The 15,352-nt window shown below is 71.7% G+C and carries 14 protein-coding genes; 9 read left to right on the top strand and 5 right to left on the bottom strand.

What is annotated here, in order from left to right; genetic code table 11:
* Positions 1 to 32 precede the first annotated feature (32 nt).
* From ahpF to rnk, 3 genes are all read left to right on the top strand, one after another.
* Positions 33 to 1,622: an alkyl hydroperoxide reductase subunit F gene (gene ahpF / locus ABKA19_RS13945; protein WP_353689415.1), complete on the top strand. Its 1,590-nt coding sequence runs from the start codon at positions 33 to 35 to the stop codon at positions 1,620 to 1,622.
* Positions 1,623 to 1,743: 121 nt separating this feature from the next.
* On the top strand, positions 1,744 to 2,715 hold the full coding sequence (gene oxyR / locus ABKA19_RS13950; RefSeq protein WP_353689416.1) for a DNA-binding transcriptional regulator OxyR: 972 nt from the start codon (positions 1,744 to 1,746) through the stop codon (positions 2,713 to 2,715).
* A gap of 146 nt (positions 2,716 to 2,861) precedes the next feature.
* Positions 2,862 to 3,293 (top strand): nucleoside diphosphate kinase regulator, encoded by a 432-nt coding sequence (gene rnk / locus ABKA19_RS13955; protein ID WP_162376476.1) that lies wholly within the window; start codon positions 2,862 to 2,864, stop codon positions 3,291 to 3,293.
* Positions 3,294 to 3,395: 102 nt separating this feature from the next.
* On the opposite strand, the gene ABKA19_RS13960 is transcribed toward rnk, so the two are convergent.
* From ABKA19_RS13960 to gap, 4 genes are all read right to left on the bottom strand, one after another.
* Complete coding sequence (locus ABKA19_RS13960; protein WP_353689417.1) at positions 3,396 to 4,571, bottom strand: phosphoglycerate kinase; 1,176 nt, start codon at positions 4,569 to 4,571, stop codon at positions 3,396 to 3,398.
* Between the two features lie 145 nt (positions 4,572 to 4,716).
* Positions 4,717 to 6,126, bottom strand: coding sequence for a DUF3999 domain-containing protein (locus ABKA19_RS13965; protein ID WP_502945803.1), 1,410 nt, complete (start codon positions 6,124 to 6,126; stop codon positions 4,717 to 4,719).
* Positions 6,123 to 8,951 (bottom strand): DUF2339 domain-containing protein, encoded by a 2,829-nt coding sequence (locus tag ABKA19_RS13970; RefSeq protein WP_353689418.1) that lies wholly within the window; start codon positions 8,949 to 8,951, stop codon positions 6,123 to 6,125. Before ABKA19_RS13970 ends, ABKA19_RS13965 begins: the two co-directional genes overlap by 4 nt.
* Before the next feature lie 202 nt (positions 8,952 to 9,153).
* Positions 9,154 to 10,158: a type I glyceraldehyde-3-phosphate dehydrogenase gene (gene gap, locus ABKA19_RS13975; RefSeq protein WP_353689419.1), complete on the bottom strand. Its 1,005-nt coding sequence runs from the start codon at positions 10,156 to 10,158 to the stop codon at positions 9,154 to 9,156.
* Positions 10,159 to 10,347: 189 nt separating this feature from the next.
* Here gap and ABKA19_RS13980 point away from each other — a divergent pair, with 189 nt between their 5' ends.
* The 6 genes from ABKA19_RS13980 to ABKA19_RS14005 all read left to right on the top strand — a co-directional run bounded on the left by ABKA19_RS13980 (position 10,348) and on the right by ABKA19_RS14005 (position 14,801).
* Positions 10,348 to 10,971, top strand: coding sequence for an OmpW/AlkL family protein (locus tag ABKA19_RS13980; protein WP_162376471.1), 624 nt, complete (start codon positions 10,348 to 10,350; stop codon positions 10,969 to 10,971).
* A gap of 77 nt (positions 10,972 to 11,048) precedes the next feature.
* Positions 11,049 to 11,888: a S1/P1 nuclease gene (locus ABKA19_RS13985; protein WP_353689420.1), complete on the top strand. Its 840-nt coding sequence runs from the start codon at positions 11,049 to 11,051 to the stop codon at positions 11,886 to 11,888.
* A 65-nt stretch (positions 11,889 to 11,953) separates the two neighbouring features.
* Positions 11,954 to 12,745, top strand: coding sequence for a molybdate ABC transporter substrate-binding protein (gene modA, locus ABKA19_RS13990; protein ID WP_502945804.1), 792 nt, complete (start codon positions 11,954 to 11,956; stop codon positions 12,743 to 12,745).
* A 9-nt stretch (positions 12,746 to 12,754) separates the two neighbouring features.
* On the top strand, positions 12,755 to 13,450 hold the full coding sequence (modB, locus tag ABKA19_RS13995) for a molybdate ABC transporter permease subunit (RefSeq protein ID WP_353689421.1): 696 nt from the start codon (positions 12,755 to 12,757) through the stop codon (positions 13,448 to 13,450).
* Positions 13,451 to 13,511: 61 nt separating this feature from the next.
* Positions 13,512 to 14,132 carry a molybdenum ABC transporter ATP-binding protein gene (locus tag ABKA19_RS14000; RefSeq protein ID WP_353689422.1) on the top strand — a complete coding sequence of 207 codons (621 nt, stop codon included), beginning with the start codon at positions 13,512 to 13,514 and terminating at the stop codon, positions 14,130 to 14,132.
* Between the two features lie 111 nt (positions 14,133 to 14,243).
* The gene (locus ABKA19_RS14005; RefSeq protein ID WP_353689423.1) at positions 14,244 to 14,801 is read left to right on the top strand and encodes a flavin reductase family protein; all 558 of its coding nucleotides are present in this window, start codon (positions 14,244 to 14,246) and stop codon (positions 14,799 to 14,801) included.
* Positions 14,802 to 14,810: 9 nt separating this feature from the next.
* Here ABKA19_RS14005 and ABKA19_RS14010 read toward each other — a convergent pair whose 3' ends face one another.
* On the bottom strand, positions 14,811 to 15,338 hold the full coding sequence (locus tag ABKA19_RS14010) for an energy transducer TonB (RefSeq protein WP_353689424.1): 528 nt from the start codon (positions 15,336 to 15,338) through the stop codon (positions 14,811 to 14,813).
* Positions 15,339 to 15,352 lie beyond the last annotated feature (14 nt).

Consider the following 15,352-nt stretch of genomic DNA (forward strand, 5'->3'; position numbering starts at 1 on the left):
GCCGGACCATTCCTCCCCCAAGGAGTCGCGCCATGTTGGACGCCAGCCTCAAGACCCAGCTCCAGGCCTACCTGGAGCGCCTCACCCGCCCGGTGCACCTGGTCGCCTCGCTCGACGACGGCGACAGCTCGGCGCAGATGCTGCAGTTGCTGCAGGACATCGAAGCGCTCTCGCCCAAGGTCAGCCTGGAAGTGCGCCGCGACGACGCGCAGCGCAAGCCCTCCTTCGCCGTGACCAGCCCCGGCCAGGACATCTCACTGGCCTTCGCCGGCCTGCCGATGGGCCACGAGTTCACCTCGCTGGTGCTGGCGCTGCTGCAGGTCGGCGGCCATCCGTCCAAGGCGGCGGCCGAGGTGATCGAGCAGGTGAAGTCGCTCGACGGCGAGTTCGCGTTCGAGACCTACTTCTCGCTGTCCTGCCAGAACTGCCCGGACGTGGTCCAGGCGCTGAACCTGATGGCGGTGCTGAATCCGAAGATCAGGCACGTGGCCATCGACGGCGCGCTGTTCCAGCAGGAAGTCGAGTCGCGACAGGTGATGTCGGTTCCGGCGGTGTTCCTCAACGGCGAGCTGTTCGCTTATGGCCGCATGGGCCTGGAGGAGATCGTCGCCAAGCTCGATACCGGCGCGCAGAAGCGCGAGGCGGAGAAGATCGCGAAGAAGCCCGCGTTCGACGTGCTCGTCGTCGGCGGCGGCCCGGCCGGCGCGGCCGCGGCGATCTACGCCGCGCGCAAGGGCATACGCACCGGCGTGGCGGCCGAGCGCTTCGGCGGCCAGGTGCTGGACACCATGGCGATCGAGAACTTCATTTCGGTGCCGCACACCGAAGGCCCGAAGCTGGCCGCGCAACTCGAGCAGCACGTGCGCGAGTACGACGTCGACGTGATGAACCTGCAGCGCGCCACCGCGCTGGTGCCGGCCGGCGATGACGGCCTGGTCGAGATCAGGCTGGACAACGGCGCCTCGCTGAAGTCCAAGGCCGTGGTCCTGTCCACCGGCGCGCGCTGGCGGCAGATGAACGTGCCCGGCGAGGACGAATACCGCAACAAGGGCGTGGCCTACTGCCCGCACTGCGACGGCCCGCTGTTCAAGGGCAAGCGCGTGGCGGTGATCGGCGGCGGCAACTCCGGCGTGGAAGCGGCGATCGACCTGGCCGGCATCGTCAGCCATGTCACCCTGGTCGAGTTCGACGGCGCGCTGCGCGCCGACGAGGTCCTGCAGCGCAAGTTGCGCAGCCTGCCCAACGTGCGCGTGATCACCAGCGCCCAGACCACCGAGGTGCTCGGCGACGGGCAGAGGGTCACCGGCCTGGTCTACACCGACCGCGTCGGCCACGACTCGCACCGGATCGAGCTGGAAGGCGTGTTCGTCCAGATCGGCCTGCTGCCGAACACCGAATGGCTCAAGGGCACGGTGGCGCTGAGCCCGCGCGGGGAGATCATCATCGACGAACGCGGCCAGACCAGCGTGCCGGGCGTGTTCGCGGCCGGCGACTGCACCACGGTACCGTACAAGCAGATCGTGATCGCGATGGGCGAAGGTTCCAAGGCCGCGCTGGCCGCCTTCGACCACCTGATCCGCACCTCAGCGCCGAAGGCAGAAGCGGTCGCCGAGGCGGCATGAGTGCCTCGCCGTGGGCCGCCGGTCCACGGTACGCCGGCACACAGGGTACAGTGGTCCCCGTGGTCCGCTCCGCGTGCGGGGCGGACCACCACCGACGCGCATTCCGGGAGGGCGACCGGCAATGAACCTGCGTGACCTGAAATACCTCGTGGCGCTGGCCGACCAGAAGCATTTCGGCCGCGCCGCCGCGGCCTGCCATGTCAGCCAGCCCACCCTCTCCACCCAGATCCGCAAGCTCGAGGACGAGCTGGGCGTGCCACTGGTCGAGCGCGCGCCGCGCAAGGTGATGCTCACGCCGGCCGGCCGCGAGGCTGCCGAGCGCGCGCGCCGGATCGTGGCCGAGGTCGAGCAGATGAAGGAGGCCGCGCGCCGCAGCCAGGACCCCGAGGCCGGCACCGTGCGCCTGGGCATCTTCCCGACCCTCGCCCCCTACCTGCTGCCGCACGTGGTGCCGCGGGTGCGTGCGCGCTTCCCGCAGCTGGAACTGCTGCTGGTCGAGGAGAAGAGCGACGAACTGCTCGCGCGCCTGCGCGACGGCAAGCTCGACGCGGCCGTGCTGGCCCTGCCCGTGCACGACGAGCAGCTGCATGCCGAGTTCCTGTTCGAGGAACCGTTCGTGCTGGCGGTTCCGGAGAACCACCCGCTCTCGCGCCGCGATGCGCTCACCCTGGACGAGCTGGCCGAACAGCGCCTGCTGCTGCTCGAGGATGGCCACTGCCTGCGCGAACAGGCGCTGGACGTATGCCGCCTCTCCGGCGCGCACGAGCGCACCGAATTCCGCGCCACCAGCCTGGAAACGCTGCGGCAGATGGTCGCGGCCAACGTCGGCGTGACCCTGTTGCCGACCCTGGCGGTGAAGCCACCGGTGGCGCGCTCGGACAACATCCACCTGCTGCGCTTCGCCGACTCCCATCCCAGCCGCAGCATCGCCATGGTCTGGCGGCGCAGCTCGGCCATGGCCGGCTTCCTGGCCCGCCTGGCGCGGGTGTTCGCCGACCTGCCGCCCGGCCTGCTCGCCCCCGACGACGGCGAGCCGGTGCCGCTGCAGCAGGCCGCCGCGACCGCCCCCACGCCCCGCAGCGACTGGGGCTGAACGCAGGCGATCGGCCACCCCGGACGCGGTTGAAACCCCGCCGGTTACGGGCTACGGTTTAGCCACAACCCAGATACCCGGGGCGGGGCGGAAACGCGCCGCCTTTTCTTCATGCGCGCCCGGCGCGCCACTCGCAGAGGAAGACCATGTCCAACCAGCCCACCAGCGGCCTGCCGCCATCCCTGATCATCTCCAGCCGCGACCTCGCCCGGCTGGAAGCCCTGCTCGATTCGCCCGTGCTCAGCCGCCATCCTGCCGCGATCGCGCTGATGGACGAGCTCAACCGCGCCGAGGTCCTGCCGCCCGAGCGCGTGCCTGCCGACGTGGTGACCATGCACTCGCGGGTGGAGTGCGAAGACATCGCCACCGGCGAGGACCACGTCCTCACCCTGGTCTACCCGAACGAAGCCGACGTCGAGAAGGGCCGCGTCTCGGTGCTGGCGCCGGTGGGCAGCGCCCTGCTGGGCCTGTCGGTGGGCCAGTCGATCGAGTGGGAAGCGCCCGGCGGGCGCACCCTGAAGCTGCGCGTGCGCTCGGTGCGTTACCAGCCCGAAGCGGCCGGCGATTTCCACCGCTGATCCACCTGCCGTCCGGCGCGCCGCGCCGGACCGGTTTTTTTTTAGTCGAAGACATGGCGACCGGTCAGGCGATCGGCCGCCGTGCCGGCGCATGCCCGCGCGTCAGCCGCCGCGGGCGTCCAGCGCCGCCACCGCCGGCAGGGTCTTGCCTTCGAGGAACTCCAGGAAGGCGCCGCCGCCGGTGGAGATGTAGCTGACCTGCTGCTCGATCCCGAACTTGTCCACCGCCGCCAGGGTGTCGCCGCCGCCGGCGATGGAGAACGCCTTGGATGCGGCGATCGCCCGCGCCACCGCCTCGGTGCCGCCGGCGAACGCATCGAACTCGAACACGCCGACCGGCCCGTTCCACACCACCGTGCCCGCGGCGGCGATCAGCGCGGCGTAGCGCGCACCGGTCTGCGGGCCGATGTCCAGGATCAGGTCGTCGTCGGCGACCTCGCCCACCGGCTTGACCGTGGCCGGCGCATCGGCGGCGAAAGCCTTGGCCACGACCACGTCGCTGGGCAGCGGGATGTCGGCGCCGCGCGCCTTCGCGTCGGCGAGGATCCCCTTGGCCGTGTCCAGCAGGTCCGCCTCGTACAGGGACTTGCCGACCGGGTGCCCGGTGGCGGCGAGGAAGGTGTTGGCGATGCCGCCGCCGACGATCAACTGGTCGACCTTGCCGACCAGGCTGGTGAGCAGTTCGAGCTTGGTCGAGACCTTGCTGCCGGCCACGATCGCCAGCAACGGCCGCGCCGGGCTGGCCAGCGCCTTGTCCAGCGCGTCGAGTTCGGCCATCAGCAGCGGGCCACCGGCGGCGACCGGGGCGAAGCGGATCACGCCATGGGTCGAGGCCTGGGCGCGGTGCGCGGTGCCGAACGCATCCATCACGAACACGTCGCACAGCGCGGCGTACTTCTTCGACAGCGCCTCGTCGTCCTTGCCCTCGCCGACGTTCATGCGGCAGTTCTCCAGCAACACGACCTGGCCCGGCTGCACCTGCACGCCGTCGACCCAGTCGCGCACCAGCGGCACGTCCACGCCCAGCAGCTGCGACAGCCGCGCGGCGACCGGGGCCAGCGAATCGGCCTCGCTCCACACGCCTTCCTTCGGCCGGCCCAGGTGCGAGGTCACCATCACCGCCGCGCCCTTCTCCAGCGCGAGCTTGAGCGTGGGCACCGAGGCGGTGATGCGCTGTTCGGAGGTGATCCTGCCCTGCTCGATCGGCACGTTGAGGTCCTGGCGGATCAGCACGCGCTTGCCGGCGAGGTCGAGGTCGGTCATCCGCAGGATCGTCATCGTTGGGCTCTCATCATTCAGTTGGGAAGCGGCGGTTCGCCGCGGGCACGCGTGGCGCAGGCGCCGTTGCGCCGGAAACGAAACGCGTCGCCGCCGGCGCGGGAGCGGCATTGTCCCGCCCGCGCGTCGCCACGGCAAACCAGGCTCAGTCGCGCGGCGGCTGCCGCAGCAGGCTCAGGCCCAGCGCGGCGACAAGCACCGCGCCGCCGACCAGCAGCGCCCACAACAACAGGCTCTTCCAGTCGATCTGCCGCTGCGGGGCCAAGGCGCGCTCGCCGGCCAGCTCCTCCGGCTCCGGTGCCAGGTAGGCCGGTGCGGGTTGCCATCCCGCACCGCGCTGGCGGCGCAAAGCCTCCAGCAGTGCCGGGATCGGCGCATCGGCACGCCGGGCGTTGGCGCTGCCGGCGGCCAGCGCATACGGCGGCTCGCCCTGGGCCAGGAACACCACCACTTCGGGGCGATATCCCAGCCGCAGCACCGGCGCCTGCGCGCCGACCGCGCTGCCTGCGCCCAGCCGCCAGTGGCGGTCGCGTACGACCATCGCCAGCGGCCGCGGATCGGACTGGCTGGCCTGCCCCGCGCCAGCGCCCACCTGGAACGCCATCCACGGACCGGCCCGCCAGATCCACGAGGCATCGCCGCGTTCGCGGCTGTGCAGGGTCCATTCCACCGCGTTGTTGCCCGGCAGGCGCACGTCGGCGCGCTCGACCGGAAAGCGTCCGGGCAGCTCGAACTCGAAGTACTCGCGGCCGCCTTCGTTGCGGCGTTGGCCTTCGAGCTCCACCCACTCCCAGCGTGCCTGCGGCGGCGGCGGCGCCAGTTCTGCCACCACGCCGCTGAGCACCGGCAACGGCCCGGGACCGGGCCGCACCGGCAGCAGGCGCAGGTAGCGCGCCTGCCCGTCCAGTTCGATCCGGCCCTGGCGCAGGCGCTCGCCGCCGCGCTCCAGGTCCAGCAGGGTGGTGCCTTCGTTGAGCGTGCGCCACTGGCGCAGGTCGTTGCTGCCCTCGACCCGGTAGCGGGCCTGCAGCGAGTCGCGTGGCCGCTCCCACTCCAGCCGCAGCGCGCGCACCGGTTCGCGCAGGCGGCTGGCGTCGACCAGCCACTGCCCCGGCACCGCGACCGCGGCGTCGCGTGGCGCCACGCCGGCCTCGATGCGGACGATGCCGCCGGCCTCGTCACGCTCGGCCACCAGGCGAAGGTCGCCGCCACCGGCGGCCGGATCCAGCGCCGGCAACGGAAACCACGGCAGCGCCAGCGTGCGCGGCGCCTGCGCCAGCGGTTGCGCCGGCGACAGCAGCGCGGCCGGCAGCGGCTGCCCTTGCGCGTTGAACACCTCCACGTCGGCCAGCGAGGCCTCGCTGGCGCTGCGGTACACCGCCTCGTCCAGCAACACGCGGTAGGCGCCGCTTTCCTCCTGGCCCAGGGTGAGCGGCCACTGCCGCGCATAGTCGTCGCGCGACGCGGCGTTGGCCACCACGGACATCACCAGCGAAAGCGTAACCGCCAGCCAGGCGGCGATCCTCGTTCCGGCGGCTCCCGTGCGAAGCGTCATGCGTGCGATTCCCCAGCCGATGCGCCCGGCATGCGCGGGGGCGCCGGCGCCAGGTAGCCGACGATGGTGCACAGGACCCCGTAGGCGATGAACGAGACGATACCGAGCATTCCGCCCAGGTGCTGCCGGTCGACCAGCAGCAGCTTGGCCAGGACCACGCCCATCAGCAGCGCGCCGGCCAGCCACAGGCCGCGGCGGCCGCGGCGCGAACCGGTGATCCAGCCGATCACGCCGAGCACGCTCCAGATTACGGTCAGGCTGGTCTGGGCCAGGCTGCTGGACAGCAGGCCCGGCTCCCAGGCGACGCCGCCCCAGTGGTGCACGCCACGCAGCGTGCTCACGCTCAGCAGCACGAACCCGACGGCGGCGACCAGTGCCATGCGCAGAGGCCGCAACGCCTGCGGCGCCCAAGGCGACCACAGCCATGCCGCGGCGAGCAGCAGGGCCAGCGAATGGACGAGCTCGGCCGGATTGAGCAGCGGCAGCCACGGCAGCGGCGCGGACGGCGCGGCCTGGCGCAAGGCCAGCAGCCAGTCCAGCGCGACCACCGCAAACGCCACGCACAGCAGCGGCGTGCGCGCGCCATCCGCCAGTGCGCCGCGCGGGATCGCCAGCCATCGCCAGCGCCACAGCGCCAGCGCGACCAGCACCAGCCACGGGGCGACGCCCAGGGCCAGATGCCAGCCCTGCGCAAGGCCGGCGTGCGACGACCACCAGCCGGCCCACAGCGACACCGCCATCGCCCAGGCCAGCCACCAGGCGAACTGCGCCAGGCTGGCGAGGCGGCTCGCGTCCCCGCGCAGGCAGGCCAGGCTGCGCAGGCCCAGCAGCGCGAACGCCACCCAGGCCGCAAGCCCGTAGTCGCCGCCGAACGGATGGGAGTGCGCGGCGTGCTGTGCCAATGCCAGCGGCAGCGCCATGGCGAAACCGCCCGCCACGGTCCACGCCAGCGCACGCGCCGGGCTCAGGCGGTGGACTTCCGCCGCCAGCCAGGCGGTGGCGATGGCGAACACCAGCAGCCAGTCCGCCCGTGCGACGGGCTCGACGAACCGGTCGATCTCGTGGACGCCGTTTCCGCACCACCAGAGCAGGCCCCACAGGTAGAACGCCAACGCCCGCACCGTCGCACCGTGCAGGCGCGCCGCCCACGCACTGGCCAGGCCGGCCAGGGCGACCAGCAACGCGGCCATGGCGGTGGGATTGAGCAGCAGGCGGGCGTCGCCCGCGGCATCGTCGACCGCACCCAGCAGCAACGCGCACGCGGCCACCAGCTGCAGCGCGCTGCCGGTGAACACCGGCAGGCCACGCCCCTGGCGCAGGCCGAGCCAGACCAGGCCCGCGCCTTCCAGCGCGAACACGCTCGCGGTGGCGCGCGCCGACAGCGCCAGCGGCACGGCCAGGGTGGCGAAGCCGACCGCCAGGATCGCATGCGACTGGCCGAGCACCCGGTAGCCGGCGCGGCGCAGCAGCACCCATGCCAATGCCGCGTACAGCAAGGCCAGGCCCAGCGCGCACAGCGCCAATGGCATGCGGCTGCCATCGGCGAACAGGCCGTCCATCAGGCCGGCCTGCAGCGTGAATGCCACCAGCGGCGTGCCGAACACCAGGCAACCGTCGACCAGGTCGCGTCGCCCCGCCGGCTGCCGCCGCGCGAACAGGATCGGCACGACCAGGTAGAACGCGAAGAACAGCAGCAGGAACGGCTGCGTGCTGGCGAACTTCTCCGGCGTGTAGGCGCTGGCACCCCACAGGCTGCCGATGCCGAAGGTGAAGACGAAACCGAGCAGGTTGAGGATGCGCCACGCACGGAACCAGGCGATGGCCACGATCGCCGCGTTGAGCAGCGCGTAGTACGAGAACAACGCGACATGATTGCCGCTGCCGGTCGACAGCCACAGCGGCGCGAGGAAGCCGGCGAGCAGCGCGAACACCGCCAGCGCCTTGGCGTCCTGCAGCACCGCCAGCAGTCCCATGCCGGCCACCAGCAGCACGCTCAGGGCGAACGCCGGCCCCGGGTCGATCACGCCATAAAGCTTGAACGCGGCGAACACGGTCAGCAGCAGCACGCCGATCGCACCGCCCTGCAGGCTCAGCGCGAACACGCGGTTGCTGTCGCGGCGTCGCCAGGCGAAAACCAGCGCACCCAGCGCCGCGGCCGCCACGGCCGCCAGGCGCAGTTCCAGCGGCAGCACGAACAGGCCCTGGTCGCTGGCGTACTTCAGCAGCGCCGCCACGCCCGCCAGCAGCACCAGCATGCCGATCTTGACCGGCACGTTGCCGACCGTGAACCAGCGCTTGGCCGCGCGCAGCAGCGCGTTCTCCGCCGGCGCGGCGCGTCCATGGGCGATGCGCGCCGACGCCGTGGCCGCGCGCGCGCGCGCGGTACCGCCGGCCGCCTCCCGGGCGGCCTCCTGCCGCGGGCCGGGCGGCGGCAGCGGCGGTGGCGCGGAGGCGGCGGCACCGGTCGCGGACGCCGGCGGGGGCGTGGCGGGCGGCACGACGGACGCCTGCAGCGGTACAGATGCTGCTGGCATGGCCGGCGCGGTGCCGTCGCTGGCCTGCCGCCGCATCAGTTCGGACAGGGTCGGGGCATCGCCGGCCGCCGGTGCAGGCTCCGGACCCGGCGGCACCGCCGGATCGCGCGGAGCCGCAGTCGCGCCGCCTTCGCGCACGGACGGACGCTCGGCCGCGAACCGCAGCTCCGCCAGGTTCCTTTCGAGTTCGGCCACCCGCCCCTTCAGCGAGGAGAGCGACACCAGCGCGACGACCAGCAACACCGGCATGGCCAGCAAGGCCAGGCCCACGATCACGAGTATCCCTGCCACGTCGTCCATCCCTCCCCCGTCCGTATCGGTACGCGTCGCGCAGCGGTGGCCGGCGGATCCCTGCCGGCCATGGCGCCGGCAGCGTCGGCGATGCGCGGCGGGAATGCAAGGCCGCGACGCAGTCCGTAAGCACCGCGTTAAACGGGAAAGGGCGCCCTGCGGCGCCCTTTCCGGTGCAACTTGCGCCGCGGCGTGCCGCCGCTTACTTGCCGGCGACGACGCGGACCATCTCCAGGCACTTGTTGGAGTAGCCCCACTCGTTGTCGTACCACGCCACCAGCTTGACGAAGGTCGGGTCCAGGGCGATGCCGGCGTCGGCGTCGAAGATCGAGGTGCGGGTGTCGCCGACGAAATCGGTCGCCACCACCTTGTCCTCGGTGTAGCCGAGGATGCCCTTCAGCGCGCCTTCGCTCTGCGCCTTGATCTCGGCCTTGATCTCCTCGTAGCTGGCCGGGTTCTCCAGCTCGGCGGTCAGGTCGACCACCGACACGTCCGAGGTCGGCACGCGGAAGCTCATGCCGGTCAGCTTCTTGTTCAGCGCCGGGATCACCACGCCGACCGCCTTGGCCGCGCCGGTGCTCGACGGGATGATGTTTTCGAGGATGCCGCGGCCGCCGCGCCAGTCCTTGTTGCTCGGGCCGTCGACGGTCTTCTGCGTGGCGGTGGCCGCGTGCACGGTGGTCATCAGGCCGCGCTTGATGCCCCACTTGTCGTTGATGACCTTGGCCAGCGGCGCCAGGCAGTTGGTGGTGCACGAAGCGTTGGAGACGATCGCCTGGCCGGCATAGGTGTCATGGTTGACGCCGTAGACGAACATCGGCGTGTCGTCCTTGGACGGGGCCGACAGGATCACCTTCTTGGCGCCGGCGTCCAGGTGCTTCTGCGCGGTGGCCTTGTCCAGGAACAGGCCGGTGGACTCGATGACGACCTCGGCGCCGACCTCGTCCCACTTCAGCGCGGCCGGGTCGCGCTCCTGGGTCAGGCGGATCTTCCTGCCGTTGACGACCAGGGTATTGCCTTCGACCTTCACTTCGCCCTTGAAGCGGCCGTGCACGGAGTCGTACTGCAGCATGTAGGCGAGGTAGTCCGGCTCGAGCAGGTCGTTGATCGCCACGATCTCGATGTCGTCGCCGAAATTCTGCACCGCCGAACGCAGCACGTTGCGGCCGATGCGGCCGAAGCCGTTGATGCCAACCTTGATCGCCATTGCTGAAGACTCCTGACGCCGCGGCGCGCGCGGCCCGTGGTGGAAAAAGAAGGACGGAACGGGTTGAAGCGGGGTGGCCATTCTAGCACCGCCTCCCGCACCGGCCGGCCGCCTTGACTGCGATCAAGGCGCGCGGCGCGCGGCGGCGGGACACTGGCGCCGAACTCCACACGCCACGAGCGCTTACCCATGAAACAGAAGCTCCTCCCCGTCCTGTTCGCCGCCGGCCTGGCCGTCGCGGCCGCCCCCGCCTTCGCCCAGTCCGCCGGAGACTGGACCCTGGGCCTGGGCGTGCACCAGGTCGACCCCAAGTCGGACAACGGCACCCTGGCCGGGGGCACCCTGCCGTTGTCGGTCGGCAGCGACGCCAAGCCGAGCCTGACCTTCGAGTACTTCATCCGCGACAACCTCGGCATCGAAGTGCTGGCGGCCTGGCCGTTCCAGCACGACATCTCGGTCAAGGGCGTGGGCCGGGTCGGCAGCACCAAGCACCTGCCGCCGACGTTCAGCCTGCAGTACCACTTCAACGACAAGGGCGTGGTCTCGCCGCTGGTCGGCGTGGGCCTGAACTACACCACGTTCTTCAGCGAGGACACCCGCGGCGCGCTGGAAGGCACCGAGCTGGAGCTCGGCGATTCCTGGGGCCTGGCCGCGCATGCAGGCCTGGACTTCCGCGTCAGCGAGAACGCCGCCGTCCGCGTGGACGTGCGCTGGATCGACATCGACAGCAGCGTCCGCGTCGACGGCGCGCGCCTGGGCACGGCCAACATCGACCCGCTGGTGTACGGCGCCGCTTATGTCATGAAGTTCTGACTTCATGCGATTCCACAGCGGAGGGATGCGACCGCCTGCGGCGGGGGCCGCAATGGCCGGTCGGTTAAAGTGGGGGCATGACCCACCCGTCGCATCCCTCCGCACCCCCTACGCGCCGCCCGCCGCGCTGGCTGGCGGCGCTGCTCGCCCTGTCCTTCGCCCTGCCCGCCCATGCGTGGGGCCCGCTCGGCCACCGCCTGGTGGCGCGCCTGGCCGACGCCGACCTCACGCCCGAGGCACGCGCCGGCATCGCCCGGCTGCTGCAGGCCGAAGCGGACCCCACCCTGGCCGGCATCGCCAACTGGGCCGACGAACTGCGCGCCAACGATCCCGGCCTGGGCAAGCGTTCGTCGCGCTGGCACTACGTGAACATCGGTGATGCCGGTTGCGTCTTCGATGCCGCTCGCGATTGTCCGCGTGGCGACTGCGTGGTCGGGGCGATCCAGGCCCAGGCCGCGATCCTGGCCGATCCGTCCCGCAGCGATGCAGAGCGCCGCCAGGCGCTGAAGTTCGTGGTCCACTTCGTCGGCGACGTGCACCAGCCGCTGCATGCCGGCCATGCCGACGATCGCGGCGGCAACGACTACCAGGTCAACTGGCGCGGCAAGGGCAGCAACCTGCACTCGCTATGGGACAGCGGCATGCTCAACACCCAGCGCCTGGACGAGGACGCCTGGTTGGCACGGTTGCGTGCCCTGCCGGCGCCAGCGCCGGTGTCGCCACTGCCGCCGCGCGCACCGCAGTTGTGGGCCGAACAGTCCTGCCGCCTGGTCGCCACGCCGGGCTTCTATCCGTCCGGCCACGTGATCGGCGACGCCTACGTCGCCGCGCATCTGCCCACGGCCGAAACGCAGCTGCGGCTGGGCGGCGCGCGGCTGGCGGCCACGCTCAACGAGGCATTCGCAACCCGTCGCTAGCGTCGGCCGACGCCGGCACCGCCATGACCTTCCGCCGCAACGCCGCCCCACCGGAGCACGACCGCATGCCTGCCACGACCATTCCGCTGTTGCGCGCACTGGCCATGCTGGCGCTGGGAATGGGCATGCTCGCATCGCCCGCCCCGGCGCGGTCGGCGGAACGCGCGCCGCTGACCGTGTTCGCCGCCGCGAGCCTCAAGGAATCGCTGGACGAGGCCGCTGCGGCCTACCAGCAGGCCACCGGCACGCCGGTGCGCGTGTCCTACGCGGCAAGTTCGGCGCTGGCGCGGCAGATCGAACAGGGCGCGCCGGCGCAGGTGTTCGCCTCGGCCGACCTGGAATGGATGGACTACCTGCAGCAACGCAACCGGATCGATGCCCGCAGCCGCCGCAACCTGCTGGGCAACCGGCTGGTGCTGGTCGCGCCGCAGGCCGGCGCCGGCAAGGTCGACCTGTCCAAGCCCGGCGCCATTGCCGCCGCGCTCGGTGAGGGCCGCCTGGCCATCGCCCAGACGGCGTCGGTCCCGGCCGGCAAATACGGCCGCGCCGCGCTGGAATCGCTCGGGCAGTGGAATGGCCTGTCCGCGCGCCTGGCGGAGACGGAAAGCGTGCGCGCGGCCCTGATGCTGGTGGCGCGCGGCGAGGCGCCGCTGGGTATCGTCTACGCCTCCGACGCGGAGGCCGAGCCGCGCGTGCGCGTGGTCGCAACCTTCCCCGCCGGCAGCCATCCGCCAATCGTGTATCCGGTCGCGGCGCTGGCGGCCGCCCCCGCTCCTGCGCGCGACTTCGTGCGCTGGCTCTCTTCGCCGGCGGCGCGCGCGATCTTCGAGCGCCGCGGCTTCGACGTACTCGACTGAGGCGACGCCTTGGCCTGGTTCTCGCCCGCGGAGCTGACCGCCATCGGCCTGAGCCTGAAGGTCGCGATGGTCGCCGCGCTCGCCAGCCTGCCGCTGGGGGTGGCCGTGGCCTGGCTGCTGGCGCGGCGCCGCTTTCCCGGCAAGGCCCTGCTCGACGCGCTGGTGCACCTGCCGCTGGTGCTGCCCCCGGTGGTGATGGGCTACGCGCTGCTGGTGATGTTCGGCAACCAGGGGCCGATCGGCGGCTGGTTGCACGACACGCTTGGCATCACCTTGGCCTTCCGCTGGACCGGCGCGGCACTGGCCTGCGCGGTGATGGGCTTCCCGCTGATGGTGCGCGCGATCCGCCTGTCGATCGAGAACGTCGACCGCAAGCTGGAACAGGCCGCCGCCACGCTCGGCGCCGCGCCCTGGCGGGTGTTCCTCACCGTGACCCTGCCGCTGGCCTGGCCCGGGCTGGTAGCCGGCGCCGCCCTGGCATTCGCCAAGGCGCTGGGCGAATTCGGCGCGACCATCACCTTCGTCTCGGCCATCCCGGGCGAAACGCAGACGCTGTCCGCGGCCATCTACGGATTGATGCAGGTGCCGGGCGGCGAGGCCGGCATCTGGCGACTGGCGGCGGTTTCGCTGCTGATCTCGCTGGGTGCGCTGCTGCTGTCGGAGTGGCTGGTGCGGCGGCAGCGGGGCGCGGAGGACGAAGGATGAGCCTGTCGCAGGGCCTTCCGCTCCGCCATCCGGACGCACCGGCATGCTTCGGGTTCGGCCCATGCTGAGCCTCGACCTGCACCTGCGCCGCGGCGGCTTCCAGCGCCACGTCGGCATCGAGGAACAGGCACGCGTGGTCGCGCTCGCCGGGCCTTCGGGCGCGGGCAAGACCACCGTTCTCAACGCCATCGCCGGACTGGTCCAGCCGGTCTCCGGCCACATCCGCATCGACGACCTTGTGCTCTACGACAGCGCGCGCGGGATCGACATGCCGACCCACCGCCGCCGCATCGGCTACGTGTTCCAGGATGCGCGCCTGTTCCCTCACCTCGACGTGGCGCGCAACCTGCGCTACGGACGCCATGGCGATGCGCAGTCGCGCTTCGGTTTCGACGCCGTGGTGGAACTGCTCGGCATCGGCCACCTGCTGGCGCGGCGCACCGCGAACCTCTCCGGCGGCGAGACCCAGCGCGTGGCGATCGGCCGCGCCCTGCTGTCGCAACCGGCGATCCTGCTGTTCGACGAGCCGCTGACCGCGCTGGACCAGGCGCGGCGCGAGGAACTCATTCCCTACCTGCAGCGCGTGCGCGACGAAGTGCGCCTGCCGATGCTCTACGTCAGCCACCACCCCGACGAGGTGCGGCGGCTGGCCGATGCGGTGCACGTGCTGGGACAATCCTGACGGGCGCCAGCGGGGCGAGCCCCGCTCTACGAAACCGCGGCCGGGCTGGGCCATAGACGCCGCCTTGGCGCCAGGGACGCCAGGCTCGGGTGCCGAGCCGAGGAGCCGCGCATGGCCGTGCCGAAGAAGAACGCATTTCCGGTGGAACGCGTGCGCCGCTTCCTCGAACCGGGGCCGGTGGTGCTGCTGAGCACGGCCTGGAAGGGCGAGCGCGCGATCATGACCCTGGGCTGGCACATGATGCTCGGCTACGACCTGGTGGGCACGTACATCTGGGAGGCCAACCACAGCCACGGCCTGGCACGGCGTAGCCGCCAGTGCGTGATCAACCTGCCGACCGAAGCCCTGCTCGACACGGTGGTGCGGATCGGCAACTGCAGCAGCCGCGACGGCGACAAGTTCGGGCGTTTCGGCCTGACCGCGGTTCCGGCGCGCGACGTGGACGTGCCGATGATCGGCGAGTGCCATGCCAGCTTCGAATGCCGCCTGCACGAAACCCGCATCACCGCCGAGTACCCGCTGTTCGTCTGGCGCGTGGTCCGCGCCCACGCGGCGGTGCGGCCACGCTGGCCGGCGACACTGCACTACAGGGGCGAAGGCCGCTTCATGGTCGCCGGGCGCGAGCTTTCGAGGCGGCGCCTGTTCCGGCCGGACATGCTGGAGCAGTGACGGCCGGACTCAGCGCGCCTGGACCTGCGTCGCGCCGATGCGCGCGCGACCTTCGCGCACCTCGAAGGTGAACGCGTAAGCCAGCGACACCGCCACCGGCCTGACCGCAGCCACGGCACCGGCGCAGCCGACGCCGGTCCAGTCGCGGTTGCGGGTGGCCACATCGGGGTAGTCGCAGAATGCGGCAGGTTCGAAATGCCAGGCCGATACAGCCTCGAGCACCGCCGCATCCAGCCGCGGCTGCCGCCCGGCAGCGATGCAGCCGGGCTGGTCCAGCAGCTCGAGATTGCCGACCGAACCGTCGCCGGCGACCACGAAGCCGACGCAGAGCGTGGTCGGTGGCAGGGTGCGCGCGCCGAAGTCGGCCGGGAACTGCGGCGGCGAGTTCTTGAGCGGCGCCGGGTACACGAAGGCCTGGTGCGCCTGCATCTCGTAGCGCGCCGCGCCCTCGGGAAGGATCAGCCGTTGCTCCACGCCTGCAGTGCGGGTGGCGCAACCGGCCCCACCCAAGGCCACCACGGCAGCGACCATTGCCATTGCCGCCGCTGCGA

The sequence above is a fragment of the Pseudoxanthomonas sp. Soil82 genome, assembly GCF_040446535.1.
In the GTDB taxonomy this organism is placed as follows: Bacteria; Pseudomonadota; Gammaproteobacteria; order Xanthomonadales; family Xanthomonadaceae; genus Pseudoxanthomonas; species Pseudoxanthomonas kaohsiungensis.

Bases quoted from the DNA above. Each gene is read 5' to 3' on its own strand.
- oxyR (WP_353689416.1), top strand. From the start codon at position 1,744: ATGAACCTGCGTGACCTGAAATACCTCGTGGCGCTGGCCGACCAGAAG.
- ABKA19_RS13965 (WP_502945803.1), bottom strand. From the start codon at position 6,126: ATGACGCTTCGCACGGGAGCCGCCGGAACGAGGATCGCCGCCTGGCTG.
- ABKA19_RS14000 (WP_353689422.1), top strand. From the start codon at position 13,512: ATGCTGAGCCTCGACCTGCACCTGCGCCGCGGCGGCTTCCAGCGCCAC.
- ahpF (WP_353689415.1), top strand. From the start codon at position 33: ATGTTGGACGCCAGCCTCAAGACCCAGCTCCAGGCCTACCTGGAGCGC.
- modA (WP_502945804.1), top strand. From the start codon at position 11,954: ATGCCTGCCACGACCATTCCGCTGTTGCGCGCACTGGCCATGCTGGCG.
- ABKA19_RS14005 (WP_353689423.1), top strand. From the start codon at position 14,244: ATGGCCGTGCCGAAGAAGAACGCATTTCCGGTGGAACGCGTGCGCCGC.
- ABKA19_RS13980 (WP_162376471.1), top strand. From the start codon at position 10,348: ATGAAACAGAAGCTCCTCCCCGTCCTGTTCGCCGCCGGCCTGGCCGTC.
- rnk (WP_162376476.1), top strand. From the start codon at position 2,862: ATGTCCAACCAGCCCACCAGCGGCCTGCCGCCATCCCTGATCATCTCC.
- ABKA19_RS13960 (WP_353689417.1), bottom strand. From the start codon at position 4,571: ATGACGATCCTGCGGATGACCGACCTCGACCTCGCCGGCAAGCGCGTG.
- gap (WP_353689419.1), bottom strand. From the start codon at position 10,158: ATGGCGATCAAGGTTGGCATCAACGGCTTCGGCCGCATCGGCCGCAAC.
- ABKA19_RS13985 (WP_353689420.1), top strand. From the start codon at position 11,049: ATGACCCACCCGTCGCATCCCTCCGCACCCCCTACGCGCCGCCCGCCG.
- ABKA19_RS14010 (WP_353689424.1), bottom strand. From the start codon at position 15,338: ATGGCAATGGTCGCTGCCGTGGTGGCCTTGGGTGGGGCCGGTTGCGCC.